This is a genomic window from Micromonospora sp. NPDC092111 (assembly GCF_044755745.1).
Taxonomy (GTDB): Bacteria; Actinomycetota; Actinomycetes; order Mycobacteriales; family Micromonosporaceae; genus Micromonospora.
The window spans coordinates 358190-383789 of the sequence record NZ_JBIVRQ010000004.1 but is presented as its reverse complement, the minus strand read 5'-3'; the positions used below and the strand labels follow the sequence as shown (position 1 = coordinate 383789).

Genomic DNA, 25600 nt, shown 5'->3' with positions numbered 1-25600 from the left:
CAGTCGGTGCGCCCGCATCGCGCAGCAAGGACGAGTTCGGCCAGGTGACCCGAGGCGTTGGCAGACCGGTGCCCCTGGCACGGGACAGCCGGCCGGTTCTGGCTCCACCCCGTCGCCACCCCGTACCTGCCTCTCACACCCCCAGGCCGCCGGCCACGACCAGTTTCTGGCTGGTGAACTCGCCGGTGAGCAGCGGCATGGCCCTTCCGATGGCCGCTCTGGTCTCGGGAAGCCGCAGGGAGGCATCGTGGTGCTCCCTGCTCTGCCAGACCTCACTGACCCAGATCGTCACGTCGTCGGTGTCCGAGACACCCACGACGTAAAGCTGACAACCTGCCTCGCGCAGGCCGTCGACGCCGCCGAGCAGAATGGCCACGACGTCATCGCGGTGCCCCGGCCTGGTCTTCATCGATCCGATGTATCCGTACGACACAGCATCCATCCTCACGTCTGGCCATCCGCTGCCGGCACCGGCCGGGACTTTACTGCCGGCGGACGACAGGTTCGGGGGTTTCAGCCACCTGAGCCGCGCCCGCACGACCCGCTCCCGGCCCCATCGCCTTCGACCTCTATCGTCCCAGCGGTGGGCGCACTCAAACCCTGGCATGTTCTGCTCCTCGCGTGCTGCTGCCTCGCGTCGGTGGTCATTGCCGTCGGCGGTGGGCTCTGGGCGCGGTACCGGTCGCGTCGCCGCCGCTGATCGCGGCAACGCCACCACAGCCAACCCCGGGCGAGGGCGTGGCCTGGTCGGCGGCTGGGCGAGGCGAACCGGCCGGCGCGGCTCCGCCACGGTGGCCTGGTAGAGGGCGGCCTGCTCGGCCGCCGCAGCGGCTCGGACGGGCCAACACGGAGGTGTCGTGACGATCGAGGATTCGCCCGCTCCCCGGGTGCTCCAGCTCTACTGCCGGATCGAGGTTGCGGTCACCGACCCGGCAGCGCTCACCGCACAGGCGGTCGCGGAGTTGCGCGCCGCCGACATCGACTGGGCGCGGGAGGCGGATGACCTGCCCTCGGCGGTGGCCGAGCTGAGGGCGGACCAGCACCTCGCGCTCGGGTCCGTCGTCGACATCGGTCGGATCGTCGACGACGTCGCCGGGGTGGAGTTCCGTGGCGGCCACTGCTGGGCGGAGTCGGGCACCCGCCGTGAACCGTTCGGCCCGCCGGACATCCGGCCGTAACCGCGATCCTGGTCGCCAACGCGGTGCTGCCGCCGCCCCGCCGCCCTGCCGCCGGTGGACGGGAAGTGCCGCAGCGCGCCGGTGCCGTCCGGCCACCCGGTCCGGGAGCCGCCGTCGCGGGCCTCCCGCAGCGGTGGGCACACCGGTCTGCCATGTCCCAGGCGGGTGACGGGTGGCGGGTGGACCGTCACCGGTCCGGTGTGTCGGGCGGCAGGCTAGCGGCGGGTGGACCCTCACCGGTCCGGTGTGCCGGGCGGCAGATTAGCGGCGGGTGGACCCTCACCGGTCCGGTGTGCCGGGCGGCAGGCTAGCGTCGGGGCGTGAGCACCGGATCCCCCCGCGTCCTGCCAGCCGGCAGCGGCATCGCCGAGGCCGCCGCCGTGCTGCGGGCCGGCGGGCTGGTGGCCTTCCCCACCGAGACCGTCTACGGGCTCGGCGCGAACGCCCTGGACGCCCGGGCCGCCGCGCGGATCTTCGAGGCGAAGGCCCGGCCCAGTTTCGACCCGCTGATCACCCATCTGGCCGACGCCGCCGACCTGCCGGCACTCGTCGGGGCGGTGCCCCCGGCCGTGGCCGCGCTCGCCGCGCGGTTCTGGCCGGGACCGCTCACCCTGATCGTGGACCGGCCGGCCGGGATCCCGCCGATCGTCACCTCCGGGCTGGACACGATGGCCGTCCGGGTGCCTGACGAGCCGTCCGCCCGGGCGCTGATCCGGGCCGCCGGGATGCCGGTGGCCGCGCCGAGCGCCAACCGGTTCGGGCAGCTCAGCCCCACCCGCGCCGAGCACGTGGTACGCGGGCTGGGCGGGGCGGTCGACGTGGTGCTCGACGGCGGCCCGACCCGGTGCGGGATCGAGTCGACCATCGTGGACGCGCGTGGCCCCCAGCCGATGGTGCTGCGGCTCGGGGCGCTGGCCGTGGAGGACCTGGTCGCGGCGGTCGGGCCGGTGCGCGTACGGCCGGGAAGTTCGGGGCAGCCGGTGGCGCCCGGGACGTTGGCCGCGCACTACGCGCCGCGTACCCCGCTGCGGGTGGTGACCGGCGCGGTGCCGGCAGCCGCCGACGGCGTACGGCGCGGCTTTCTGGCCTTTCGGGGCCGGCCGGCGGACGGGTACGCGGCGGTCGAGGTGCTCTCCCCCGGCGGGGACGTGACCGAGGCCGCCGCCCGGCTCTTCGACGCCCTGCACCGGCTGGACGCGGCCGGGGTGACCGAGATCCTCGCCGAGCCGGCTCCCGACGAGGGCGTCGGGCGGGCGATCAACGACCGGTTGGGCCGGGCCGCCGCCACCTGGTCCCCGGCCGGCTGACCTCCCGGACCGACCTGGTACGGCTCGCGAGATCGTGCTCGATCCTGGATGTAGTGGCATCCGCGCACCAGTGAGGGCACTACATCAACGATCGAGCGTGATCTTGCCGGGCGGCCCCGGTCTGCGGCCGGGCGGCCCCGGTCTGCGCCGGGGCGGCCCCGGTCTGCGGCGGGGCGGCCCCGGCGGGAGGGACCTTCGGTCAGCGGCCGGGCGGTGCCGGCAGGCGCTCCACCAGGCGGCTGAGCGTGCCGTTGGCGAAGGTGGCGCCGAGGGCGGAGCCGGTGGCGATGCTCCAGCCCACCGGTCCGAGCGGGGTGCAGCCGAAGAACTGGCTCAGCCCGGGGGTCTGCACCACGGCGGCGAGCACGCCCAGCGACACTGCGGTCGAGGCGAGCACCGTCGGGCTGGTGCCGCCGGCCAGGACGGTCTGGCCGAGCTGGGTGCCGACCAACGACACCAGCGCCACCGTGCCGGCCCGTCGTCGGCGGCCGGTGTACCGGGCCAGCGTCCAACCGGCGGTCGCACCGAGGGTGGTGGCGGCGGCGCGCAGCCCGATCTCCCGGGTCATGGTGCCGCCGAGCGAGACGTCCGGCCCCTCGCGGAGCAGACCGTCGGCGTGGTCGGCGTCGGGCGGCCGGACCGCGATGGCCAGCGCCGGCGCCAGGTCGGTGAGCAGGTTGACCAGGAGCAGTTGCCGGCCGTTGATCGCCGACCGGCCGGTGACGGCGGCGCTGAGCACGCTGAACGCGATCTCGCCCAGGTTGCCGCCGACCAGGATGCTCAGCGCGTGCCGTACCGACGACCACATCGCCCGGCCCTCCACCAGGGTGGCGATGATCGTCTCCAGCCGGTCGTCGGTGACGACGAGGTCGGCGGCGGCCCGGGCGGCGGGGGTGCCCCGCTGGCCGAGGGCGATGCCCACGTCGGCCAGCCGGATCGCCGGCGCGTCGTTGGCGCCGTCACCGGTCATCGCCACGGTACGGCCGCACTTCTGCAACGCCTGGATGATCCGCACCTTGTGCGCCGGGGTGCACCGGGCCACCACGTCGGTACGGGCCAGCCGCTCGCCGAGCGCCTCGTCGTCGAGCTGGTCCAGCTCGGTCGCGGTGACCACCCGCTGACCGTCCGGTTCGGGGCTGATCGCCGAGGCGATCGCCTCGGCGGTGGCCGGATGGTCACCCGTGATCATGATGGTGTGCACGCCGGCCTGCCGGATCCGGCGGACGGCCGGGGCGGCGCTCTTGCGTACCCCGTCGGCCAGGGCGAGGAAGCCGACGAAGACGAGGTCGCGCACCTCGTCGTCGGTCACCGCATCGGCGCCGACCCGGCACTCGGCCACGGCGAGGATCCGGTGCCCGGCCCCGGCCCGGTCGGCGAGCATGCCGTGCAGCCGGTCCCGGCCCCCGTCGTCCAACGGCTCGTCCCGCCCGTCCGGGGTACGCCACGACCCGCACCGGGGCAGCACCGTCTCCGGTGCCCCCTTCACGCTGAGCAGCATCCCGTCGCCGGTCCGGCCGACGGTGGCGTGGTAGCCCCGGGACGGCTCGAACGGCAGGCCGCCCACCGCCGTCCAGCCGTCCGCGCCGGTCCGCTCGGTCACGCCCGCGTCCGAGGCGCCGTACCGGACCGCCCGGTCGGTGTGCTGCGGCAGCTCGTCCGGGTCGTCGGCGTACGGGGTGGCCCGCAGCGCGGCGGCGAGGGTCGGCCGCAGCCCGTCGTCGAGCCGGTCGACCGGGGCGTACCGGCCGTCGTCGCCGACCCCGGCGAGCAGCAGCTTCCCCTCGGTGAGGGTGCCGGTCTTGTCGAAGCAGAGCACGTCCACCCGACCCAGCGCCTCGATGGTGCGTGGATTGCGGACCAGCGCGCCGTGCTCGGCCAGCCGCCGCGCCGCCGCCAACTGTGCCGCGCTGACCAGGAACGGCAGCCCCTCCGGCACCGACGCCACGGCCAGGTTCGCGGCGGTCGCCGCGGTCTCCGCCAGCGGTACGCCGCGCAGCAGACCGGCCCCGGCCACCGCGATCGCCGACCCGGCGGCCAGCGGGATCGCCGAGCTGGTCAACTTGCCGAGCCGGGCCTCCACCCCGCTCTCCGGCGGGGACTGCCGGGCCAGGGCGAGGCTTCGGCCGGACTCGGTCTCCGCGCCGGTGGCCACCACCACGGCGGTGCCGTGGCCGGCCGCGACGGTGGTGCCCTCGTAAAGCATCGAGCTGCGGTCGGCGACGGCCTCGGCGACCACCGGCTCGGCGTTCTTGGCGACCGGCAGCGACTCGCCGGTCAGCGAGGACTCGTCGGCCTCCAGCCCCTCGGCGGTGAGTACCCGGCAGTCGGCGGGCACCGCGTCCCCGGGGCCGAGGCTCACCACGTCGCCGGGGGCCAGGTCCTCGGCGGCGACCACCCGCTCGGCGCCGTCGCGCAGGACCCGGGCGGTGACCGCCGAGCGGGACAGCAGTTCGGCGAGAGCCCGTTCGGTGTTGCGCTGGTGCACCGCCCCGACCAGTGCCGAACCGCCGACCACCCCGCCGACCAGGGCGGCGTCGACCAGCGAGCCGAACGCCGCGGAGAGTACCGCGCCGGCGGCCAGCACCGGGGTGAGGGGGTTGGCCAGTTCGTCGACGAAGGCGCGGAGCAGGCCGCCGGGACCGGCCGACCCGTCGGGGCCGTCGGAGTGCCGGCGGCGTGCCTCGGCGTCGGTCAACCCGTCCGGGGTGGTGTCGAGCTGGCGCAGCACGGTGGGCACCGGCATCAGGTGCCAGGCGGTGGCCGCCGGCACCGGCGCGCCGGTCGGGTCGGGCAGCCGGTGCGCCCGCCACACGCCGTGCGCGAAGGCCAGCGCGGCAGCGCCGTTGACGGCGGCCATCGTACGGCCGGGAAGCTGGCCCGGCGCGGCGGTGAACGCGCCCAGCGCGCCCAGGCCCGTGCCGGCCATGGCGAGCCGGATGTTCTGCCTGGTCATCCGCCGGGCCACCCCGGCGGCCTCGATCAGCAGCGCCGGGATCCGCAGGTCGGTGCCGATCAGCAGGTGGGCGCCCCACGGGGGCAGGTCCGCCGGGTCGGCCATGCCGAGCCCGCAGTCGGACGCGGCCAGCGCGGCCCGGTCCCCGGAGACCAGCATCACCACCGCACCGTCGCGTTGCAGGGCGCGGACGGAGTCGGCGAGCCGGTCACCGCCGGGCAGGACGGCGTCGGCGAAGCCGTACCGCTGGGGGTCGTCGCCGGCCACCACCAGCCGCAGTCCGGCGTGCCGGGCGGCGGTGGGCAGCGCGTCGACGCCGGGTGCCGGTTCCGGGGCGACCCGGATGACGGCGGCGAGGGTGCCGCCGTCGGCGAGGCCGAGCAGCGGTCCGCCGCCGTCGCGCAGCCGCCGGCTGTCCGGGCTGTCGCCGGGGTCGCCGACGGCGAGCTGGTCGAGCGGTCCGAGCCGCCAGCCGTCCGCATCGTGGACGACGTCCGGGTGGGCCGGGTCGAAGAGGGCGAACGCCCGGCCGGCCACCTCGCCGGTGTCCGCCCCGTCGAGCGGCGCCAGGTCGGCGAGGACACCACGCTCGGAGCCGAGCACGGCGGCGTCCAGCACCACCGTGTCGATCCGGTCGAGTTCCCGCAGCACGCTGCGGTCCATGGCGATCACGCCCCGCCGGGCGAGGAGCCGGCCGAGTTGGGCGGCGTAGCCCTCGCGGCCACTGCCGGGTGCCTTCGGCAGCGAGGCGAGCCCGAGCGCGGCGGCCCGCTTCCGGCCGGCGACGGGCAGCGCGGCGGCACCGGCCGCCGCCCCGGTGGCGAGCATCGACGAGATGTACCGCTCGGCGGGGCCGGCGGGCTTGGGGCGGGGTCGGCCGGTCGTGGGTGAGCGGGCGGCGGCCCGATCCGGGTCGCCGGTCAGCCGTGGCTCGGCCTGGTTCCAGGCGGTGAGCTGGGCGCGCGCCTCACCCCACTGCACGATCCGCTGCGCGCTGTCGAGGACGATTCCGGCCCAGCCGCCGGTCAGGCCCTGCACGACCGCTTCGGCGAGCGGGAAGAGCACCTCGGCGCGGGGGTCGGCGCGCAGCCCCCGACCGGCGAGGGCGTGCAGTTTCGGGTGCAGGTCGACGGCGGTGAGCAGGCCGGCCACCTCGCCCGGCACCGGAGCGAAGGGGAGGATCCGGGTGGCCGCCGAGATGGTCAGGCCGAGCGCGTCGGAGGCGAGCGCGCCGAGGGTCCGGGGGGTGCGTGGGCCGTCCTCCGGCGGATGCGGGGGCGGGATCTCCGGGTCCGGTTCGTGCGGGCAGACCCGCTCGGTGCGGGCCACGGTGGCGATCAGGTCGCGCAGCTTCGGCTTCGGCTCCTCGACCGCCACCACCACCCGGCCGGACGGGGCGTTCACCCGCGCCCAGGCCACCCCGGGGACCTGTTCCAGCGCTGTCTCGACCTGCCGGGCCAGCCGGTCGCCGCCGTCCTGGCAGACGCCGTGCACCTCGATGTGGTGCCGGCCGTCCCGGGACCAGACCCGGCGCGAGGTCAGCCCGGCCGCGCGGGCCAGCCGCCCCGCGGCCGAGCCGACGGTACGGGACGCCCCGCCGACCAGCGACGGCACCGGCGGAAGGACCCGGCCGGCGACCCGGCCCAGGGTGGTCATCGAGCGGTACGGCCGACTCGTCGGCCCCGCTCCCCGTCGTCCCCGCCGTACGCCATTTCGCCTCCCGCGGTCGTCAGGCGGCCTGGCTTCCCGGCGAGCCGTCCGTTATGCGCACCTGGGCGGGGGAAGTTTCCGCCACCGGCCTGGCATGGACGGCGGGGGCGGTGGAATCCGGTCGGCGACGCGACGAGTCGGCAGGGAGGCCGGAATGAGCACGATCACGCGACACCTCAGCGGCGGCCACGAGACGGTCCGGCTGTACACCCGGCGGATGGAGATCCCGATCCTGGGCGAGGTGGCGGTACCGCCACCGGACAAGCTCGCCTACTACGCGGGGTTGGGGGTGCTGGCCGCCTTCCAGGTCATCGAGTGGCCGCTGGCCCTGGTGATCACGGCCGGTCACCTGCTCGCCGACCAACACCTGTCCGGCCTGGCGAAGGGGCTCGGGGAGGCGCTGGAGTCGGCCTGACGAGACGGGGCTCACGTTGACCTCAACCCGGGTTGAGGTCGCAGGCTGAGTCCATGCCGATCGCACCACCCCGTACCGGGTCCGGCCGATGACGGCCACCGTCAAGGCCCCGGACAGCCCGGCCGCCCGCCTGTACGACCCGCGCCTGCGGGCGATGACGGTGGGCAGCGTCGCGCTGGTGTCGCTGCTGGCCTTCGAGGCGCTGGCGGTGGGCACCGCCATGCCGACGGTCGCCCGCGCCCTGGACGGACTGGGCCTGTACGCGCTCGCCTTCGGTGGCCCCTTCGCCGCCGGGGTGCTCGCCATGGTGCTCTCCGGCATCCTGTGCGACGCGCGGGGGCCACGCGCCCCGATGTGGGGCGGGGTGGGGCTCTTCGTCGCCGGGCTGCTGCTCGCCGGCAGCGCCACCGAGATGGGGGTGCTGGTGGTCGGCCGGGCGGTGCAGGGGTTCGGTTCCGGGCTGCTCTCCGTCGCGCTGTACGTGGTGGTCGGGCAGGCGTACCCGGAGGAGTTGCGGCGCCGGGTCTTCGCCGCGTTCGCGGCGGCCTGGGTCGTACCGTCGCTGGTCGGGCCGGCGGTGGCCGGGCTGATCGTCGAGCACCTGGGCTGGCGGTGGGTCTTCCTCGCGGTGCCGCTGGTGGCGGTGCCGGCGGTGCTGCTGGTGGAGTCGGGTCTGCGCACCCTCGGCCGGCCGGTGCGGACCGCGCCACCGGCGGGCGCGCTGGCCCGGATCGGGTGGGCCGCCGGGGCGGGGGTGAGCGCCGCGCTGCTGCACCACGGGGGGCAGCAGCGCGGGCCGCTCGCCGTCGCGCTGGTGGCGGTGGCGCTCGCCGGGTTGGCCGGCTGCGCGCCCCGACTGCTGCCGGCCGGGTTCCTGCGGGTGGCGCGGGGGCTGCCCACCGTGGTGGGCCTGCGCGGGCTGGCCGCGGCGGCGTTCGCCGGCGCGGAGGTGGTGATCCCGCTGATGCTGTCCCGGGAGCGGGGCTTCTCGCCGACCGCCGCCGGCCTGGTGCTCACCGTCGGGGCGCTGTCCTGGTCGGTGGGTGCCTGGTTGCAGGGGCGGCTGCCCACGCCGCGTTCCTCGGCGACCCTGCCCCGGTCGGGAATGGCCTGCGTGGCGCTGGGCACCGCCACGGTCACCCTGTCGGTGTGGCCGGCGGTGCCGGTGGGGGTCGGGGTGGCCGGGTGGGCGGTGGCCGGGCTGGGGATGGGGCTGGCGTACCCGTCGCTGTCGGTGCTGACCCTGGCCCTGTCCGCCCCGGACGAGCAGGGGCGGAACAGTTCGTCGCTGCAACTGGCCGATTCGCTCTTCACCGCCACCGTGCTCGCGCTGACCGGCGCGGTGCTCGCCGCCGGGGCGGCACCCGGACCCGCCAGCTACGCGGGGACGCTCGCCGTGGCGGTGGGCTGCGCCCTGCTCGGCGTACTGCTCGCCGGCCGGGTGGTGCCGGCTGGTGCGTCCCGCTCGGGCAGCCTCGGCCAGACCCGCTGATCCCTGCCGATCCGCCGTGCCGGTGGAGCGGCTCCCGACCCGCTGCCGCGCCCGGCCGGCGGGCTCGGCGGGCGATGGGCCCGCTGCCGATCGCCCTGCGCACGGTCCGCAGCACCCTCGCCGCCCGGTCGCCCGGGGTCGTGCTGGCCGGCATCCGGGGCGATCCGGCTCGCCGGCCGTACCGTGCCTGTGCGGCTCTGCTGGCGTCGCCGGACGGATTCCTCATCCTGGTCAACGGGTGCGATCTGCTGACGTGACGTCACGATCCGGGCCGCCGTGCCGTCGAACGGTGGGCAGTCCAACGAGGCGCGGGCGAGTCGCCACAGGGCGCGGAGCTTCGGGAAATGTTGGTGACGGCGCGGGCCGGGCGGGTCGTCGTGACGGCGTGAGCTGTCGGGGCGTGGTGGTGAGGAGACGGGATGCGGGTACTGGTGACGGGTGCGGGTGGCAGGTTGGGCCGGGCGGTGCTGCCCCGGCTGGGCGCCGACGGCTTCACCGTACGGGCGATGAGCCGGCAGGCCCGGCACGACCCGACGGTGGACTGGGTGGTCGGCGACCTGGCCACCGGCGCGGGGCTGGTCGAGGCGGTGGCCGGGGTGGACGCGGTGCTGCACCTGGCGTCCCTGCCCGGTGGGGGCACGCGCACGCACCGGGTGGACGTGCTGGGCACCCGCCGGCTCGTCCTGGCCGCCGGCCACGCCGAGGTGGCCCACCTACTGTACGTCTCGATCGTCGGGGTGGACCGGGTGCCGCTGCCGTACTACCGGCACAAGCTGGCGGCGGAACAGGTGGTGGCCTCCGGTCCGGTGCCGTGGACGGTGTTCCGGGCCACCCAGTTCCCGGTGTTCCTCGACGACCTGCTCGGCACGGCGAGCCGGCTCGGCCCGGTGCTGGGCGATCCGGCGGTACTGGCCCAGCCGGTCGACCAGCACGAGGTGGCCGAGCGGCTCACCGAGCGGCTCACCGCCGGTCCGGTGGGCGGGATCGAAGAGTACGGCGGCCCGCAGGTGCTCCGCTACGACGAGGCGGTACGGGCCTGGCGGGCGGCCCGGGGCGTACGCCGTCCGATGCTGCCGGTGCGCCTTCCCGGCCGGCTCGGTCGGGAGCTGCGGGCCGGCGGCCTGACCACCACGGCCGTCCCGACCGGCCGGCGGACCTGGAACGACCACCTGGCCGACACGTACGGGGGAACCGGCCGAAGATGAGCCGGTCACGGGTTCATGTCCGGCCTACCGTGACGCCATGCTGGTCTTCGTCGCCACCGTCCTGCTCTACGTCTTCGGCCTCGTCTTCCTCTACGGGGTGATCCGCCTCGCCGTACGCCACGGCATGGAGGATCTGGAGGCCCGCCGGCCCCAGTCGCTGCGGGTCGCCCAGTCGGCGTCGGCCGACGACCGCGCCTTCCTGCGCGAGAACTCCTTCCTCGGCGGCAACTGACCGCACCTCGTGCGCGTCCGCCGCACCTCGTGCGCGTCCGCCGCACCTCGTGCGCGTCCGCCGCACCTCGTGCGCGTCCGCCGTGCCGCGTCCGTCGCGCCGCCGTCCGCCGGATCGCCGAGTGCAAGATCGTGCTCGATCCAGGATGTAGTGGTATCGGGGCGCGAGTGAGGCCACTACATCCTGGATGTAGTGAGATCTTGGCGCTGCCCGATCGTCCGGGGCGTGGCCCGGCGGGCGGATCGGGCAACGGGGTGCGAGGATCGCTCCCGTGATGGGGACGTTGAAGACCGAGCCGGCCCGTACCCGACTGGACCTGCTGGCGCCGCCGGTGGCCGCCGCGCTGGAGCAGTGGCCGGCGGAGGCGCCGGTGGACGCCGACGACGTGCTGGTAGCGCCGATCGACGCGACGCTCGCCGACACGGCGGCCTTCTGCGCGGCGTACGAGGTGGGGTTGGACGTGTCGGCGAACTGCGTGGTGGTCGCCGGCAAGCGGGAGGGCGAGATCCGGTACGCCGCCTGCGTGGTGCTGGCGACCACCCGGGCCGACGTCAACGGAGTGGTACGCAAGGCGCTGGACGTACGCAAGGCGAGCTTCGCCCCGATGGCCGACGCGGTCGACCTGACCGGGATGGAGTACGGCGGGATCACTCCGGTCGGGTTGCCGGAGTCCTGGCCGATCCTGGTCGACTCGCGGGTGATCGCCGCCCCGCACGTGATCATCGGTTCCGGCGTGCGGCACAGCAAGATCGCCATCCCGGGTCCGGCGCTCGGTGCGCTGCCGGGTGCCCGGGTGGTGGAGGGCCTGGCCCGACCCGCCTAGGCGATCACATGCGTCGATCCCGTTGCACGTGAAACATCGCGTGCGTCGATCTCTGCCCGGTTGTCGGATCGGGCGCCACACGCAGGTCGAACCGACCGGAACCGGCCATCTGCGCGTCGTCGAGCCACCTCGGCGTCGCCGACGGGTCGCCGTGGCCGGGTGGTCGCCGTGGCTGACGGGTCGCGGTGGGCCGGTGGGTCGCGGTGGCCGACGGGTCGCCGTGATCGGTGGGTCGCCGTGGCCGGTGGGTTGCCGTGATCGCTGGGTTGCCGTGGCCGGCGCAGGGCTCAGGCGGCCGATTCGCGGCGGGCCACCTCGGTCAGGGCGGCGAGCAGGGCCTCCGGCTCCTGCGCCCCGGTGACCCCGTACTTGCCGGCGAGCACGAAGGTCGGCACGCTGGTCACCCCGAGCTGGTGGGCGGTGTTGATGTCGGCGGCGACCTCGCGGCGTCCCGCGTTCGAGGTGAGGTGGTCGCGCGCCCCGGTCTCGTCCAGCCCGACCGAGACGGCCAGCTCGACCAGGGCCTCCGGCGCGCCGATGTCCACCCCGTCGGTGAAGTGCGCCCGGTAGAGCGCGTCGACCAGTTCGCCCGCCCGGCCCCGCTCCTCGGCGAAGCGGACCAGCCGGTGCGCGTCGAAGGTGTTGGCGGTCAGCGCCCGGTCGAAGTTCAGCTCCAGACCCACTCCGGCCGCGACCTCGGTGACCTGGGCGGCCATCGACTCGGCCCGCTCCCGGCCGCCGAACTTCGCGGCCAGCGCGTCGACCAGCGGCTGCGGCTCGGTCACCGGCGTCGGGTCGAGCTGGAACGGCCGGTACCGGACGGTCACCTCGCCGTCGTACGACGCCAGGGCCTGTTCCAGGCGGCGCTTGCCGATGTAGCACCAGGGGCAGACCACGTCGGCGTAGATCTCGATCTCCATGACGAGGGACAACCCGCCGCTCAGCCGGCTTGTTCCCGGACCTGCCGCTTGAGCCGGGTCAGGATCGCCGTGCCGCCGCGTACCCGCAGTGGACTGATCGCCTGGGCGAGCCCCATCCGCTGGTAGAGGTCGTCCGGTACGGCCAGCACCTGCTCGGCGCTCGCCCCGGCCAACCCCTCGGCGAGAATGCCGGCGAAGGCGCGGGTGGTCGGCGCCTCCGGCGGGCAGTCGAAGACGGTGCTGACCGTCCGGTCCGGCTCGACCCGGGCGCGCAGGAAGAACGCCGTCTGGCACTCGGGGACCTGCTCCAGGTCGTCGCGGTCCATCCCGGCCGGCAGCGGCGGAATCACGTCGGCGTACTCCAGCAGCATCTCCAGCACCACGTCGCGCGGGGCGTCGGCGAACTCCTCGACGATCTCGGCCAGCTTCGTCGGCATCTCGGGCATCCCGCCAGGCTACCGCCGCCGCCGGTCCGTCCCCGGCGGGCCGGCTCGGCAAGGGCGCGTGCCACCACGGCACGCCAGGCCGGTGACGAGGAGCAGAGGTCGCCCGCCGACGGGCCGGGTGCACGTCGATCCGGTGCCACCGCGCGGGCGGCACCGGATCGGTTCAGTCGTTCGGCGACGCCTCGCTGATGTCGGCGAGGGCCGAGCTGGGGTCGAGCTGCATCGCCAGGTCGCCCAGCGAGACGATGCCGACGAGCTTGCGGTCGGTGTCGCAGACCAGGACGCGCCGGATGTTGCGTTCGCGCATCAACGCCGCCGCCTCCCCGGCCGTGGAGTGCTGCTCGATCATCACCACCTCACGGGTGATGATCGAGCCGATCGTGGTGGTGGTCGGGTCGCTGCACTCGGCCACCGCCCGGACCACGATGTCCCGGTCGGTGAGCATGCCGGCCAGGCTGGCCCCGTCGGTGACCACCACGTCACCGATGTCGGCCTCCTTCATCACCCTGGCGGCCTCGTCCAGGGTGGTCTCCGCCGGCAGGTAGACCACCTGCTTCGTCATCACGTCGCTGACCCGGTACATGAGAGCCTCCGAACACACCTCGGTCGATCCCGCACCCGTACCCCGTGGCGCGATCGCTACACCCCGTCGTCGTGAGCCCGACGCACCTCGGCCACCAACCGCTGGACCAGACCGGCCAACGGCACCTCGTCGCGTTCGCCGGTGGCCCGGTCGCGCAGCTCGACGTACCCGTCGGTGAGACGGCGGCCGACCACGACGGCGCGGGGGATGCCGATCAGCTCGGCGTCGGTGAACTTCACCCCGGCGGAGACGTTCGTCCGGTCGTCGACCAGCACCCGCAGGCCGGCGGACGACAGCCGTTGGCCGAGGTCGAGCGCCGCGTCGAGCTGCGCCCCCCGGCCCGCCGCCACCAGGTGTACGTCGCACGGCGCGACCGCTGCCGGCCAGACCAGTCCCCGGTCGTCGTGGTGCTGTTCGGCGATCGCCGCGACCGCCCGGGACACCCCGATGCCGTAGCAGCCCATGGTGGGCCGGACCGGCTTGCCCGCCGGGCCCAGCACGTCGACAGCGAACGCGTCGGTGAACCGGCGACCGAGCTGGAAGATGTGCCCGATCTCGATGCCCCGGCGCATGGTCAGCTCCCCGGTGTCGCAGGCCGGGCAGGCGTCACCCGGGCGCACCTCGGCCGCCTCGATCGTGCCGCCCGGGGTGAAGTCCCGCCCGCACCGCACGTCGGTGGCGTGCCGGCCCGGCTCGTTGGCCCCGGTCAGCCAGGCGGTGCCGGGCGCCACCCGGGGGTCGACCAGGTAACGGATGCCGAGCTTGCCCAGGATCTGCGGTCCGATGTAGCCACGAACCAGTTCGGGGTGGACGGTCCAGTCGTCGAAGACCGCCACGGTGGCCGGGTGCAGCGCTGCCTCCACCCGCTTGAGGTCCACCTCCCGGTCGCCGGGCAGCCCGATCACCAGCGGCTCCGCCTGCTCAGCACCCGGCCGCCGGACGGTCAGCACCACGTTCTTCAGCGTGTCGGCGGCCGTCCAGTCGTCCCGACCGGCCAAGCGGCGGGCGTTGGCCAGCGACACCAGGGCGGCGATGGTCGGGGTCTCCGGGGTGTCGTGCACCTCGGCGGCCCGGTGCCCGTCCGGGTCGGCGGCGGCCGGCGCGCGGGTGGTCACCGCCTCGGTGTTCGCCGCGTAGTCGCAGGCCGTGCAGCCGACGTAGGTGTCCTCACCGACCGGGGTGGTGGCCAGGAACTCCTCCGACGCCGAGCCGCCCATCGACCCGGACATCGCGTGCACCACCGTGTAGTCCAGCCCGAGCCGGTCGAAGACCCGCCGGTACCCGGCCCGGTGCCGCCGGTACGACTCGGCCAGCCCCGACTCGTCCAGGTCGAACGAGTAGGCGTCCTTCATCAGGAACTCCCGCCCGCGCAGCAACCCGGCGCGGGGCCGGGCCTCGTCCCGGAACTTGGTCTGGATCTGGAACAGCGTCACCGGGAAGTCCCGGTACGACGAGAACAGATCCTTCACCAGCAGGGTGGCCAGTTCCTCGTGGGTCGGGGCGAGCAGGTGCTCGGCGCCCTTCCGGTCGGCGAGGGTGAAGATGTCGTCGCCGTACTCCGTCCACCGGCCGCTGGTGCGGTACGGCTCCGCCGGCAGCAACGCCGGGAAGTGCACCTCCTGGTCGCCGAGCGCGGTCATCTCCGACCGGACGATCTCGGTGACCCGGTCCAGCACCAGCTTGCCCAGCGGCAGCCAGGTGTACCCGCCCGGGGCGGCGCGGCGGACGTAGCCGGCGCGGAGCAGGAGCCGGTGGCTCGGCACCTCGGCGTCCGCCGGGTCCTCACGCAGGGTCCGCAGCAGGGCAGTCGACGTACGTAGCAGCATCCGCGCAGCGTACGGCCGGTCCGATGGGGATGGCGATCGCATTTGGGCGGACGGCGGCCGGGATTCGCCGCCCCGGTCGGCAACCCGGCGAGCTTCCGGGTGACACCGGGCAGGCGGCAGCCTGCTGCCGGTGGAGGTCGCCCGGCCCTAGGATCGGTCGGGTGGCGAAGCAGGGTCAGCGGGAGAGGCGGCGACGTAGGCGCCGTCCCGGGCGGGTGCCCGAGGCCAAGTTCCACGCGACTCCTCGACGGGGGCAGAAGCCACGGCGGGGCCGGATTCGCTACTGGCTGCGGCGTCCGGAACCGAGCGTCGCCCTGGCGGCGGTGTTCACGTTGGTCCCTCTTGCGAAGGCCGGGCTGACCCGGGACTGGCTCCTCCTGATCATCGCGCTTCCGTGCGCCGCGGCGGGTGTTTTCGTCTGGCTGGGCCGAGACGTCTGGCGCTACAACGCCGACCGCTGGCGGCAGGGCTACCAAGACGTCTTCTGACCGTCGATGACCTGCGCCACGTTCGGACCGCCGGTGACCGTGCGCGGTGCCGGCCCGGTGACAGACTGGTCGCCGCAGGCAACGAGAGCATGAGGGGGCGGCGTGCGCTGGCGCAGCTTCGTGGCGGTGGGCGACAGCTTCACCGAGGGCATGGACGACGCCTACCCGGACGGCACCTACCGGGGGTGGGCCGACCTGGTGGCCATCCGGCTGGCCGCCGAGGCCGGCCCGGACTTCGGGTACGCGAACCTGGCGATCCGGGGCCGGCTCTTCCCGAGCGTGGTGGCCGACCAGGTGCCCGCCGCGCTGGCCATGAAGCCCGACCTGATCAGTTTCGCGGCCGGCGGCAACGACGTGCTGCGCCGCACCTTCGACCCGGAGGCCCTGGTCGCCCGCTTCGACGACGTGGTGGCCGAGCTGCGCTCCGGCGGTGCTGACGTGATCCTCTTCCGGTTCGCCGACGTGATGGCCCGGCTGCCCGGCCAGCGCCTGGTCGCGCCCCGGATCGAACTGCTCAACTGGGCCGTCGGCGAGACCGCCGAGCGGCACGGCGCGATCCTGGTCGACCTGTACGCCGACGACACCTTCCGGCTCCACCCGCTGCTCTGGAGCACCGACCGGCTGCACCTGTCCGCCGCCGGGCACCGGCGGGTCGCCGCCCAGGTGCTGACGGCGCTCGGGGTGGGCTGCGACGAGGAGTGGCTGCTGGTGCCGGAGCACCCGGCGCCCTCCCCGTGGCTCGCCGCCCGCGCCGCCGACCTGCGCTGGGCCGGCCGACACCTGGCCCCGTGGATCAAGCGCCGGCTCACCGGCCGGTCCTCCGGCGACACGGTCACCGCGAAGCGTCCGCTGCTCGGCCCGGTCTCCGACTGAGCATGCGGACCATCCACACCGCCCCGCTGCTGCGGCTCACCGTCGACGGCGTACCGCAGCCCGGCCGGGCGGTCCTGGTCGGCGGCGACCGGATCGAGGCGGTCGGGTCGGCCGCCGAGCTGACGCGGGCGTACCCGCAGGTGCGGGTGCGGCGGTGGCCCGGCACCCTCGGGCCGGCGCTGGTGCACGACGGGCCGCTGCCGCCGGCCCCCAGCCCGCGCGAACGGGTGCACGCCCTGCTTTGGGCCGGCGTCGGCGCGGTCCTCGCCGACCAACTCACCGATCCGGCGGTGCGGGCCGCGGCGGCCCGCACCGACGTCACCGTCCTCGACGCGGTACGAACCCCCGCCCTCGCCGTTGGCGGCCGGGCCGACCTGGCCGTCTTCGCCGACGACGGAAGCTGCCTCGCCACCGTCGTCGGCGGCCGGCTGGTGCACCGCCGGGCCTGAACGGGCCACCCCGGTCGGCTCGCCGTTGCCCGGCCGGCGACGCGGGTTCCGCGTACCTTGGGGGTCATGCCTGTGCCGAGTGATCCGAATCCCCGCCTCCAGTCGTACGCCGACCCGCAGCGGCTGGTCACCACCGAGTGGCTTGCCGAGCACCTCGGCGACGAGGGTCTCGTGGTGGTCGAGTCCGACGAGGACGTGCTGCTCTACGACACCGGCCACCTGCCGGGTGCCGTCAAGGTCGACTGGCACACCGAGCTGAACGACCAGGTCACCCGGGACTACCTGGACGCGGAGAGCTTCGCCGAGCTGTGCGCCGGCAAGGGCATCGGCCTAAACGACACGATCGTCTTCTACGGCGACAACTTCAACTGGTGGGCCGCGTACGCCCTCTGGGTCTTCACCCTCTTCGGCCACGCCGACGTGCGGCTGCTCGACGGCGGCCGGCAGAAGTGGGTCGCCGAGGGGCGCGAGCTGACCCGGGACAAGGTCAGCCGTCCCCGGGCCGGGTACCCGGTGCCGCTGCGCAACGACGCGCCAATCCGGGCGTACCGGGAGCAGGTGATGGCGCACGTGGCGGCCGGTCGGCCGCTGGTCGACGTCCGCTCGCCCGGCGAGTACACCGGGGAGATGCTGCACATGCCGGACTACCCGCAGGAGGGCGCGCTGCGTGGCGGGCACATCCCGGGCGCGGTGAACAAGCCGTGGAAGTCCGCCGCGAACGACGACGGCACCTTCCGGTCCGCCGCCGAGCTGCGCGCCATCTACGCCGACCAGCTCGGGCTGAGCCCGGCCGACGACGTGGTGGCGTACTGCCGGATCGGTGAGCGGTCCAGCCACACCTGGTTCGTGCTGCACCACCTGCTCGGCTACCCGCAGGTGCGCAACTACGACGGCTCGTGGACCGAGTGGGGCAACCTGGTGCGGGCCCCCGTCGTGCGGGGCGACCAGCCGGGCGGCCTCGCCGGCTGAGGGCGCGCCCGCCGCCCGCGCGCCCGCGCGCCCGCGCGCCCGCCGCCCGCCCGCGCGCCCGTCCCGTGCCCATCGGCATGATGCCCGGCAGCGGTATGCCGCTCCGGCATGAATATGACGCAGCGGTATACCGCTTCGAGCGTGGTCAACCCCGCGCCGCCGGCCGGGGCAGCCGCCATGCCGCGCCGGTGACCAGCGCGAACACCACAGCTGCCGCGACCGCCACCGGCATCACCCCGTACGCCGCGCCGGCCAGCCCGGCAGGGCCAGGGCGGGGGTACGCAGCGCGTCGCCGAACCGGGAGGAGACGGTGGCCGACCAGAGCAGCCGGTAGTCACGGCCGAGGCCGGAGGTGCGGGTCATGGCGGTGACCCTGGGGGCTCGACCGGGTCGAGGGTCAAGCCGGTCGACGCGAGATCGGCGGATACCCGGACACACGGCCGCCGGGCGGGGGACCCTGCGGGGGGAGCCCCGTCGACCCCGGTGAGGAGAGGGCGTGCGCAGACCGGAGACCCGCCTCGTGGCGCTCTTCGCCCTGGCCGCGTTGCCGCCGGCGGTCGAGGCGGTGATCCTGGTCCGGCTGGGGTTCATCGCCGCCGAGGGGCTGTCCCCCCAGGTCACCGCCGTGTGGCCGTACGACACGTACCACGACCTGCGCTGGCTGTACGTCTACCACGACTCGTGGGCCAACTTCGTGGTCGGGCTGCTGCTGGTGATCGGTTTCCGGGGGGTGCTCACCACCGGGCTGGTCGCGCTCGCCTGGCCCCGCGACGTGCCCCGACCGGCCCTGCTCTGGCTGCTCGGCCGCAACGTCGGGCTGGCCGCGGTGACCGCCGTACTGGTCTCGCCGTGGGCGGTGATCTCGGTGGCCGCCTCGGTGGTCGCGCTCTCCTGGGTGCTGCTCGCCTCGCTGCTGCCGATGTTCCTGCTCGCCCCGTTCCTGCAACGGGCCGCCGTGATCGGGCCGTGGTGGCGCGGGCTGCCGTCGATCGCACTGGTCGGCTGGTCCCTGCTGAACCTCGTGGTGATCACGGTGGCCGGCGCGCTCTGCTGGAGCGCCCCGGGCTGGTGGACGGTGCCGGTCGCGCTGCTCGCCGGGTTGGCCAACGGGCTGCTCTGGGAGCGCACGGTGCACGCCGCCGTGACTGCCCCCCGGGTGCGCTGGGCCCGGGTGCCGGCCACTCCGCTCGCGGCGCTGCTCGCCCTCGCCGTCCCGCTGGCGATCCCGCCGCTGGTGCAGATCATCCCGGCCGGGTTGGCGATCGAGCAGGTGGTGCTGGGTCAGCGACTGCCGGACGACGTCCGGCAGGCGGTGATCGTCATCGCCGGCCACGGCTCCGGATACGACGGGGGGTTGCCGGCCGACCCGAACGTGGAGCGCTTCTCCTACCGGGGGCTGGGCGCGGACGGCCGGCCCCGGCCGTACCAGCCGATCGACACCACGCTGTCCCTGGAGGACGGCTCCGCCCTGCTGGAGATCCAGGTCGACCGGCTGCACCGGCGTACCGGCCGGCCGGTGGCGCTGCTCGCGGAGAGCGAGGGGGCGATGCTGGCCCGGACGTACCTCGCGCAACGCCCGCACGCGGCGGTGGACACCCTGATCATGTTCAGCCCGTTGATCGACGCGGGACGCGCCTACTATCCACCGCCCGGCAAGTCCCACGGCCGGGGAGTGGTCACCGGCTGGCAGCTCCGGGTGCTCTTCGGGGCGGTCGACGCGATCAGTGGGGAAGGCGGCGGGCCGGACGAGCCGTTCATCCGGTCGCTGCTGGAGAACGCGCCCTTCTACCGCAACCAGTTGATGTGCCCGGTGCCGGGCGTCCGGATGGTGGCCTTCCTGCCGACCACCACGGCCGCCGAGGCCCCGCCCGGGGACTACACCCGCATCCCGGTCTTCCAGATGCCCGGCGTGCACGGTGGGCTGCTCAACCGGTCACTGGTCCAGGACCGCCTGATCCACTTTCTCGCCGGGCTGCCAGTGAGCAAGACCCGGCGGGAGTACCCGCTGCTCCAGCAGCTCGGCGCGGCCTGGCAGGCGCCGCCGTTGGCGATCGACGCCAACCCGGTCTGGAACGACCAACGGCAGCCCGACCCGGCCTTCACCGGGAGGGTCTGCCTGCCGGGCTGACCGGCTCGTCGGGGCGGCTGCCGCGGCGGTGCCGGACGACCAGCCGTACGGCGGCCAGGACCAGCCCCACCACGATCAGGGCGTCGACCGGGTGGTACGGCGCGAAGAGCAGGTGGACGACGACGGCCACCGCCCCCGCCACCAGCGCCACCGGCCCCCACCTGCGCCGGCCGAGCGCGACCGGCAGTCCGGTCGCCATCAGCAGCACCCCGGTGGTGACGTGCACCCACACCCAGCCGGTGATGTCGTAGACGACGAGCCCTTCGCTGTGCAGCGAGACGTACACGTTGCCGCCCAGGTCGCCGATGCCGGCCAGGATGTCGAAGAGTCCCGCGCCGGCCAGCAGGCCCCCGGCGAGCGGGAGTGACCGGTCGGGCTGCCGTGTCGCCATCCCGCTCTCCCTCCGTGCGCCGCCGTCCCACCCAGGCTAGGGGTGAACCGGCCCGCCGTCCGGCGATCCACGGCCGGTGGCGGCCCACCGGCACCGCTCCGGGGTGGCCCGACCGTCCGGTACGCGGTCCCGTCGGGCGTCCCGGTGCCCGCCGTCCGGGACGTCCGGCGACCGGCCCGCCGACCGGCCGGGAGAACCCGCGGGTAACCGAGAGTCCACGACGTTCTCCCCGAGGTCTACGCTTGCCTGGTGACTGTGGGGCAGCAGGCTAGGGGCACCGCGGGCGGTGCGGGCGCGGGCCGGCGTCGGTCGCGGCGCGACGAGATTCTGGAGATCGCGGTCGGGCTCTTCGCCGCCCGGGGTTACCACGGCGTCTCGATGGACGACATCGGTGCGGCTGCCGGGGTGACCGGCCCGGCCCTCTACCACCACTTCGCCGGCAAGGAGGCGATGCTGGCCGCCGCGCTGATCCCGGTCAGCGAGGGCCTGCTCGACGGGGGCCGGGACCGGGCCGCCAGCCGGCCCGGCGACCCGCGCGGCGCGCTGGAGTCGTTGATCGACTTCCACGTCGACTTCGCGCTGGCCAACCCGGCGGTGATCGCCCTGCACCTGCACGAGCTGGACCGCCTCCCGGACGAGCCGCGCCGTCGCATCCGCAAGCTCCAGCGGCTGTACGTCGAGGAGTGGGTGACGGTGTTGACCGCGCTGCACCCGGGGCTGCCCGACGGTGAGGCGCGGGTGCTGGCGCACGCGGCGTTCGGCCTGATGAACTCCACCCCGTTCCTCGGTGGCGAGGTGGACCGCCGGCGTCGGGCGGTGCTGCTGCGCGCCGCCACGCTGGCCGCCCTGCTCGCCGAGACCGGCACCTGAGCGCCGAGGCCGGGGCCGGGGACCGCTGGAGGTCGGCGGCGGCGACGCCTGCGGCGGGGTGTTCCGGTGGACACTCCGACGCGCCGGTCGGTGACCCCGGGTCGACCCCTGAACTGTCCCGCCCGACTCGTTGGTAACGGCCCGCCCGTGGTTCCCTAGCATCGTCCCACCCCTTGGACGCTGGAGGAGAACATGATCGAGTCGCTGCTGGTCGCCAACCGGGGCGAGATCGCCCGCCGGATCATCCGTACCGCGAAGCGGCTCGGGATCCGTGCGATCGCGGTGCACTCGGAGGCCGACGCCGACCTGCCGTTCGTCACCGAGGCGGACGAGGCGGTCTGCGTGGGCCCGGCGAACCCGGCCCAGAGCTACCGCAACGTCGAGGCGATTCTCGCCGCCGCCAAGTCCACCGGCGCGCAGGCGATCCACCCCGGCTACGGCTTCCTGTCGGAGAACGCCGACTTCGCCCGTACCGTCGAGGCCAGCGGCCTGATCTGGGTCGGACCGCGCGCGGACGCGATCACCGCGATGGGCGACAAGATCAACGCGCGGAACCTGATGGCGGCGGCCGGGGTGCCGGTCGCGCCCGGTTCCACCGAACCGGCCGCCGACCTGGACGCGGCGGTCACCGCCGCCGCCGAGATCGGCTACCCGGTGATGGTCAAGGCCGCAGCGGGCGGTGGCGGCATGGGCATGGGAGTCGCCGTCGACGAGGCCGCCCTGCGCACCGAGTACGACAAGGTGCGCGCGTTCGCCGAGCGGATGTTCGGCGACGGTGCGGTGCTGATCGAGCGGTACTTCCCCCGGGTCCGCCACGTCGAGGTGCAGATCCTCGGCCTGGCCGACGGCCGGGTGGTGGCGCTCGGCGAGCGGGAGTGCTCGGTGCAGCGGCGCAACCAGAAGCTGGTCGAGGAGTCGCCGTCCCCGGCGGTCTCCCCGGAGCTGCGCGAACGTTTCCTGGCCGCCGCCGTGCGGGCCGGCGAGGCGGTCGGCTACCGCAACGCGGGCACGGTGGAGTGCCTGCTCGACCCCGCCACCGGCGAGTTCTTCTTCCTGGAGATGAACACCCGGCTCCAGGTGGAGCACCCGGTGACCGAGCTGGTCTACGGGGTGGACCTGGTCGAGGAGCAACTGCGGGTGGCCGCCGGCCTGGCGCCGACCTTCGACCCGGACGCGCTGGCCCCGCGCGGGCACGCCATCGAGCTGCGGATCAACGCCGAGGACCCGAAGCGTTTCCTGCCGGGCCCCGGCGTCGTCAAGACCTGGGTGGAACCGACCGGCGCGGGCGTACGGGTCGACTCCGGCTACGTCGCCGGCAACACGGTCACCCCGTTCTACGACAGCCTGATGGCCAAGCTCATCGTCACCGGCGCGGACCGGGCCGAGGCGCTGGAGCGGGCCCGGGTGGCGGTCGCCGGGTTCGAGCTGGTCGGCCCGAAGAACAATCTCCCCTTCTTCGCCGAGCTGCTGGAGAACGCGGAGTTCATCTCCGGCGACTACGACACCGCGCTGGTCGCCCGCATGCGCTGACCCCCACCCGGGGTGGGTGCGGGTGGGGTGGTCGGGGTGGCAGGGTGGGGGGACCATTTCGTAACACCGTCACAGTGAGGTGACCCCTTATGGCGGAACTGCCGGACTTCGTCTCCATCCGGGAGGTCGGGCCGCGCGACGGGCTCCAGAACGAGGAACCGATCCCGACCGACGCCAAGGTGCGGCTGCTCGACGCCCTGTCGCGGACGGGCGTACGCCGCATCGAGGCGGTGTCGTTCGTCCACCCGAAGGCCATCCCGCAGATGGCCGACGCCGACGAGGTGTGGCGGCGGGCCGCGAAGGTCGACGGCGTCCGCTACTCGGCCCTGGTGCCGAACACCCGGGGTGCCCAGCGCGCCCTGGCCGCCGGCTTCACCGAGATCGAGGTGGTGGTCTCGGCCAGCGACACGCACAACCGGCGCAACGTCAACCGCTCCACCGCCGAGTCCCTGGACGACATCGCCGAACTGATCGACCTGCTGCACGGGGCGGGCGCCCGCGCCGAGGTGATCGTGGCGACCAGCTTCGGCTGCCCGTACGAGGGGGACGTCGACCCTCGGCGGGTCGCCGGGATCGTCGACCGGGTGGTCCGGGACGGCGCCGACCGGGTCGCGTTCGGCGACACCACCGGCATGGGTACGCCCCGCCGGGTCCGCGAACTCGTCACCGCCGTACGCGACCGCAACGCCCACGTGCCGGTGCTGCTGCACTTCCACAACACCCGGGGCACCGCGTTGGCCAACCTGCTGACCGCCCTGGAACTGGGGATCACCGAGTTCGACGCCAGCGTCGGCGGCCTCGGCGGCTGCCCGTACGCCCCGGGCGCGAGCGGCAACCTGGCCACCGAGGAAGCCGTGCACATGCTGCACGACATGGGCGTCGACACCGGCATCGACCTGGACGCCCTGATCGGTGCCGCCGAACTCGCCGAGCGTCTGCTCGACAAGAAGCTCCCCTCGGGCGTCCTCCGCGCCGGCCCCCGCACCCGCCTAACCCCCCTCCCCACCTAACCCCACCCCCACCCCAGTTCGTCCCGCCCGCGTTGATCAAGAGGTTTACGTCAGGATTCCTCCACGTGATGACGCAAACCTCTTGATCAACGGGGCGGGGCAATGCGGGCGGGGAATGCGGTGGGCGAGGTGGGTGGCTCGCCGGAGGGGGGGTTGATGCGCTAGCCTAACGATCGTTCAGGTTGGGGCGGGTCGCTCACGGGTGGCCGGGCGGGTGGCGAGGGAGTCGGCGTGACGCTCGACGGTGAGGCACTGGAGCAGCTACGCAAGCGCGCCCGGGCCGGCGGCGCGGACAGGTACCACGCGGCGAACGCCGCCAAGGGCAAGCTCTTCGCCCGGGAGCGGGTCGCGCTCCTGGTCGACGAGGGATCCTTCGTCGAGGACGGCCTCTACGCCAACGCGACGGCGGACGGGCTGCCCGCCGACGGCGTGGTCACCGGCACCGCCACCATCGACGGCCGGCAGGTGTGCCTGATGGCCAACGACTCCACGGTCAAGGCCGGTAGCTGGGGTGCGCGGACCGTCGAGAAGATCATCCGAATCATCGAGCGGGCGTACTCGACCGGTGTGCCGATGGTCTACCTGGTCGACTCGGCCGGGGCCCGGATCACCGACCAGGTCGACCTGTTCCCGGGCCGGCGCGGGGCCGGGAAGATCTTCTGGAACCAGGTCCGCGCGTCCGGCTCGATCCCGCAGGTCTGCGCGCTGTTCGGGCCGAGCGCCGCCGGTGGGGCGTACATTCCGGCGTTCTGCGACGTGGTGGCGATGGTGGACGGCAACGCCAGCATGTACCTCGGCTCCGACCGGATGGTCGAGATGGTCACCGGCGAGAAGACCACCCTGGAGGCGATGGGCGGGGCGAAGGTGCACTGCGCCGAGTCCGGGGTCGGCCACTTCCTCTGCAAGACCGAGGCCGACGCGCTCGACGTGGTGCGGACCTACCTGTCGTACCTGCCGGCGAACTGGACGCAGCAGCCGCCGGCCGCGCCGGCCGTCGCCGCGCCGGAGAAGGCCGACCTGGCCGGGCTGGTCCCGGCCAGCGAGCGGCAGGCGTTCGACATGCGCCGGTACGTCAGGGGCCTGCTCGACGACGGCAGCTTCTTCGAGATCCAGGCCCTCTGGGCCAAGGAGTTGACCATCGGCTTCGGCCGGCTGGACGGCGAGGTCGTCGGCGTGGTCGGCAACAACTCGATGTTCAAGGGCGGGGTGCTCTTCGTCGACTCGGCCGACAAGGCGACCCGGTTCGTGCAGCTCTGCGACGCGTTCAACGTGCCGCTGCTCTTCCTCAGCGACGTCCCCGGCTTCATGGTGGGCAGCGCGGTGGAGCGGCAGGGCATCATCCGGCACGGCGCCAAGATGATCACGGCGATCTCCGAGGCGACCGTACCGAAGATCTGCGTGGTGGTCCGCAAGGCGTACGGCGCGGGCCTGTACGCGATGGCCGGTCCCGGCTTCGAGCCGGACGCGACGATCGCGCTGCCGACCGCGAAGATCGCGGTGATGGGCGCGGAGGCCGCGGTGAACGCGGTCTACGCCAACAAGATCGCCGCGATCGGGGACGAGGCCGAGCGGGTCGCCTTCGTCGCCGCGAGGCGCGAGGAGTACGAGCGGGACATCGACGTGGTCCGGCTTGCCAGCGAACTGGTGGTCGACGCGATCGTCGAGCCGCACGAGCTGCGCGCCGAGCTGGTTCGCCGGTTCACCGCCGCCCGCAGCAAGGACCGGCACTTCTCCCGCCGCCGGCACGGCGTCACCCCGGTCTGACCGGTCGCCACCGCGACCCGCCCGGCCACCACCGAACG

At 74.4% G+C, this 25600-nt stretch carries 25 protein-coding genes; 17 read left to right on the top strand and 8 right to left on the bottom strand.

What is annotated here, in order from left to right; translation table 11 throughout:
• Positions 1-133 precede the first annotated feature (133 nt).
• On the bottom strand, positions 134-433 hold the full coding sequence (locus ACIQG9_RS12405) for a putative quinol monooxygenase (RefSeq protein WP_400400901.1): 300 nt from the start codon (positions 431-433) through the stop codon (positions 134-136).
• A gap of 424 nt (positions 434-857) precedes the next feature.
• Between ACIQG9_RS12405 and ACIQG9_RS12400 the strand changes: the two genes are divergently transcribed.
• Positions 858-1178, top strand: coding sequence for a hypothetical protein (locus ACIQG9_RS12400; RefSeq protein WP_400400899.1), 321 nt, complete (start codon positions 858-860; stop codon positions 1176-1178).
• A 344-nt stretch (positions 1179-1522) separates the two neighbouring features.
• The gene (locus ACIQG9_RS12395) at positions 1523-2485 is read left to right on the top strand and encodes an L-threonylcarbamoyladenylate synthase (protein WP_400400974.1); all 963 of its coding nucleotides are present in this window, start codon (positions 1523-1525) and stop codon (positions 2483-2485) included.
• Between the two features lie 199 nt (positions 2486-2684).
• On the opposite strand, the gene ACIQG9_RS12390 is transcribed toward ACIQG9_RS12395, so the two are convergent.
• Positions 2685-7094 carry an HAD-IC family P-type ATPase gene (locus tag ACIQG9_RS12390; protein ID WP_400400897.1) on the bottom strand — a complete coding sequence of 1470 codons (4410 nt, stop codon included), beginning with the start codon at positions 7092-7094 and terminating at the stop codon, positions 2685-2687.
• Positions 7095-7242: 148 nt separating this feature from the next.
• Between ACIQG9_RS12390 and ACIQG9_RS12385 the strand changes: the two genes are divergently transcribed.
• The 6 genes from ACIQG9_RS12385 to ACIQG9_RS12360 all read left to right on the top strand — a co-directional run bounded on the left by ACIQG9_RS12385 (position 7243) and on the right by ACIQG9_RS12360 (position 11315).
• A complete protein-coding gene (locus ACIQG9_RS12385; protein WP_400400895.1) occupies positions 7243-7563 on the top strand; it encodes a hypothetical protein in 321 nt (106 codons plus the stop codon).
• An 88-nt stretch (positions 7564-7651) separates the two neighbouring features.
• On the top strand, positions 7652-9055 hold the full coding sequence (locus ACIQG9_RS12380) for an MFS transporter (RefSeq protein WP_400400893.1): 1404 nt from the start codon (positions 7652-7654) through the stop codon (positions 9053-9055).
• A gap of 74 nt (positions 9056-9129) precedes the next feature.
• Positions 9130-9312, top strand: a complete 183-nt coding sequence (locus ACIQG9_RS12375) for a hypothetical protein (protein WP_400400891.1) — start codon at positions 9130-9132, stop codon at positions 9310-9312.
• Positions 9313-9474: 162 nt separating this feature from the next.
• A complete protein-coding gene (locus ACIQG9_RS12370) occupies positions 9475-10260 on the top strand; it encodes an SDR family oxidoreductase (protein ID WP_400400889.1) in 786 nt (261 codons plus the stop codon).
• A gap of 37 nt (positions 10261-10297) precedes the next feature.
• Entirely contained in the window at positions 10298-10492 is a 195-nt protein-coding gene (locus tag ACIQG9_RS12365) for a hypothetical protein (RefSeq protein ID WP_400400887.1), read from the top strand.
• Between the two features lie 274 nt (positions 10493-10766).
• On the top strand, positions 10767-11315 hold the full coding sequence (locus ACIQG9_RS12360) for a YbaK/EbsC family protein (protein WP_400400972.1): 549 nt from the start codon (positions 10767-10769) through the stop codon (positions 11313-11315).
• Positions 11316-11602: 287 nt separating this feature from the next.
• Here the strand turns inward: ACIQG9_RS12360 and ACIQG9_RS12355 are convergent, their stop codons facing one another.
• The 4 genes from ACIQG9_RS12355 to ACIQG9_RS12340 all read right to left on the bottom strand — a co-directional run bounded on the left by ACIQG9_RS12355 (position 11603) and on the right by ACIQG9_RS12340 (position 15090).
• Entirely contained in the window at positions 11603-12235 is a 633-nt protein-coding gene (locus ACIQG9_RS12355) for a DsbA family protein (RefSeq protein ID WP_400400885.1), read from the bottom strand.
• Between the two features lie 20 nt (positions 12236-12255).
• Positions 12256-12681 (bottom strand): SufE family protein, encoded by a 426-nt coding sequence (locus ACIQG9_RS12350; RefSeq protein WP_400400883.1) that lies wholly within the window; start codon positions 12679-12681, stop codon positions 12256-12258.
• A gap of 163 nt (positions 12682-12844) precedes the next feature.
• Positions 12845-13264, bottom strand: coding sequence for a CBS domain-containing protein (locus ACIQG9_RS12345; protein WP_400400881.1), 420 nt, complete (start codon positions 13262-13264; stop codon positions 12845-12847).
• A gap of 56 nt (positions 13265-13320) precedes the next feature.
• On the bottom strand, positions 13321-15090 hold the full coding sequence (locus tag ACIQG9_RS12340; protein ID WP_400400879.1) for a proline--tRNA ligase: 1770 nt from the start codon (positions 15088-15090) through the stop codon (positions 13321-13323).
• A 332-nt stretch (positions 15091-15422) separates the two neighbouring features.
• On the opposite strand from ACIQG9_RS12340, the gene ACIQG9_RS12335 reads away from it, so the two are divergent.
• The 4 genes from ACIQG9_RS12335 (at position 15423) to ACIQG9_RS12320 (ending at position 17869) form a co-directional block, all read left to right on the top strand.
• The gene (locus ACIQG9_RS12335) at positions 15423-15578 is read left to right on the top strand and encodes a hypothetical protein (protein WP_400400877.1); all 156 of its coding nucleotides are present in this window, start codon (positions 15423-15425) and stop codon (positions 15576-15578) included.
• 102 nt (positions 15579-15680) lie between these two features.
• A complete protein-coding gene (locus ACIQG9_RS12330; protein WP_400400875.1) occupies positions 15681-16451 on the top strand; it encodes an SGNH/GDSL hydrolase family protein in 771 nt (256 codons plus the stop codon).
• A 2-nt stretch (positions 16452-16453) separates the two neighbouring features.
• Positions 16454-16900 carry an imidazolonepropionase-like domain-containing protein gene (locus tag ACIQG9_RS12325; protein WP_400400873.1) on the top strand — a complete coding sequence of 149 codons (447 nt, stop codon included), beginning with the start codon at positions 16454-16456 and terminating at the stop codon, positions 16898-16900.
• Between the two features lie 66 nt (positions 16901-16966).
• Complete coding sequence (locus ACIQG9_RS12320; RefSeq protein WP_400400871.1) at positions 16967-17869, top strand: sulfurtransferase; 903 nt, start codon at positions 16967-16969, stop codon at positions 17867-17869.
• Between the two features lie 231 nt (positions 17870-18100).
• Here the strand turns inward: ACIQG9_RS12320 and ACIQG9_RS12315 are convergent, their stop codons facing one another.
• A complete protein-coding gene (locus ACIQG9_RS12315) occupies positions 18101-18232 on the bottom strand; it encodes a hypothetical protein (RefSeq protein WP_400400869.1) in 132 nt (43 codons plus the stop codon).
• Between the two features lie 133 nt (positions 18233-18365).
• Here ACIQG9_RS12315 and ACIQG9_RS12310 point away from each other — a divergent pair, with 133 nt between their 5' ends.
• Positions 18366-19997, top strand: a complete 1632-nt coding sequence (locus ACIQG9_RS12310) for a hypothetical protein (protein WP_400400867.1) — start codon at positions 18366-18368, stop codon at positions 19995-19997.
• On the opposite strand, the gene ACIQG9_RS12305 is transcribed toward ACIQG9_RS12310, so the two are convergent.
• Complete coding sequence (locus ACIQG9_RS12305; RefSeq protein WP_400400865.1) at positions 19969-20388, bottom strand: hypothetical protein; 420 nt, start codon at positions 20386-20388, stop codon at positions 19969-19971. The genes ACIQG9_RS12310 and ACIQG9_RS12305 overlap by 29 nt on opposite strands.
• Before the next feature lie 249 nt (positions 20389-20637).
• Between ACIQG9_RS12305 and ACIQG9_RS12300 the strand changes: the two genes are divergently transcribed.
• From ACIQG9_RS12300 to ACIQG9_RS12285, 4 genes are all read left to right on the top strand, one after another.
• Positions 20638-21258 (top strand): TetR/AcrR family transcriptional regulator, encoded by a 621-nt coding sequence (locus ACIQG9_RS12300; protein ID WP_400400863.1) that lies wholly within the window; start codon positions 20638-20640, stop codon positions 21256-21258.
• A 192-nt stretch (positions 21259-21450) separates the two neighbouring features.
• Positions 21451-22788, top strand: coding sequence for an acetyl/propionyl/methylcrotonyl-CoA carboxylase subunit alpha (locus tag ACIQG9_RS12295; protein ID WP_400400861.1), 1338 nt, complete (start codon positions 21451-21453; stop codon positions 22786-22788).
• Between the two features lie 89 nt (positions 22789-22877).
• Entirely contained in the window at positions 22878-23798 is a 921-nt protein-coding gene (locus tag ACIQG9_RS12290; RefSeq protein WP_400400859.1) for a hydroxymethylglutaryl-CoA lyase, read from the top strand.
• A gap of 231 nt (positions 23799-24029) precedes the next feature.
• On the top strand, positions 24030-25562 hold the full coding sequence (locus tag ACIQG9_RS12285; protein WP_400400857.1) for an acyl-CoA carboxylase subunit beta: 1533 nt from the start codon (positions 24030-24032) through the stop codon (positions 25560-25562).
• Positions 25563-25600: the final 38 nt, after the last annotated feature.

Coding starts and splice junctions, on each gene's coding strand:
- ACIQG9_RS12385 (WP_400400895.1), top strand. CDS start 7,243: ATGGACGGCGGGGGCGGTGGAATCCGGTCGGCGACGCGACGAGTCGGC.
- ACIQG9_RS12320 (WP_400400871.1), top strand. CDS start 16,967: ATGCCTGTGCCGAGTGATCCGAATCCCCGCCTCCAGTCGTACGCCGAC.
- ACIQG9_RS12290 (WP_400400859.1), top strand. CDS start 22,878: ATGGCGGAACTGCCGGACTTCGTCTCCATCCGGGAGGTCGGGCCGCGC.
- ACIQG9_RS12305 (WP_400400865.1), bottom strand. CDS start 20,388: ATGGCGACACGGCAGCCCGACCGGTCACTCCCGCTCGCCGGGGGCCTG.
- ACIQG9_RS12365 (WP_400400887.1), top strand. CDS start 10,298: ATGCTGGTCTTCGTCGCCACCGTCCTGCTCTACGTCTTCGGCCTCGTC.
- ACIQG9_RS12380 (WP_400400893.1), top strand. CDS start 7,652: ATGACGGCCACCGTCAAGGCCCCGGACAGCCCGGCCGCCCGCCTGTAC.
- ACIQG9_RS12295 (WP_400400861.1), top strand. CDS start 21,451: ATGATCGAGTCGCTGCTGGTCGCCAACCGGGGCGAGATCGCCCGCCGG.
- ACIQG9_RS12350 (WP_400400883.1), bottom strand. CDS start 12,681: ATGCCCGAGATGCCGACGAAGCTGGCCGAGATCGTCGAGGAGTTCGCC.
- ACIQG9_RS12375 (WP_400400891.1), top strand. CDS start 9,130: ATGGGCCCGCTGCCGATCGCCCTGCGCACGGTCCGCAGCACCCTCGCC.
- ACIQG9_RS12360 (WP_400400972.1), top strand. CDS start 10,767: ATGGGGACGTTGAAGACCGAGCCGGCCCGTACCCGACTGGACCTGCTG.
- ACIQG9_RS12355 (WP_400400885.1), bottom strand. CDS start 12,235: ATGGAGATCGAGATCTACGCCGACGTGGTCTGCCCCTGGTGCTACATC.
- ACIQG9_RS12345 (WP_400400881.1), bottom strand. CDS start 13,264: ATGTACCGGGTCAGCGACGTGATGACGAAGCAGGTGGTCTACCTGCCG.
- ACIQG9_RS12325 (WP_400400873.1), top strand. CDS start 16,454: ATGCGGACCATCCACACCGCCCCGCTGCTGCGGCTCACCGTCGACGGC.
- ACIQG9_RS12390 (WP_400400897.1), bottom strand. CDS start 7,094: ATGACCACCCTGGGCCGGGTCGCCGGCCGGGTCCTTCCGCCGGTGCCG.
- ACIQG9_RS12340 (WP_400400879.1), bottom strand. CDS start 15,090: ATGCTGCTACGTACGTCGACTGCCCTGCTGCGGACCCTGCGTGAGGAC.
- ACIQG9_RS12315 (WP_400400869.1), bottom strand. CDS start 18,232: ATGACCCGCACCTCCGGCCTCGGCCGTGACTACCGGCTGCTCTGGTCG.
- ACIQG9_RS12370 (WP_400400889.1), top strand. CDS start 9,475: ATGCGGGTACTGGTGACGGGTGCGGGTGGCAGGTTGGGCCGGGCGGTG.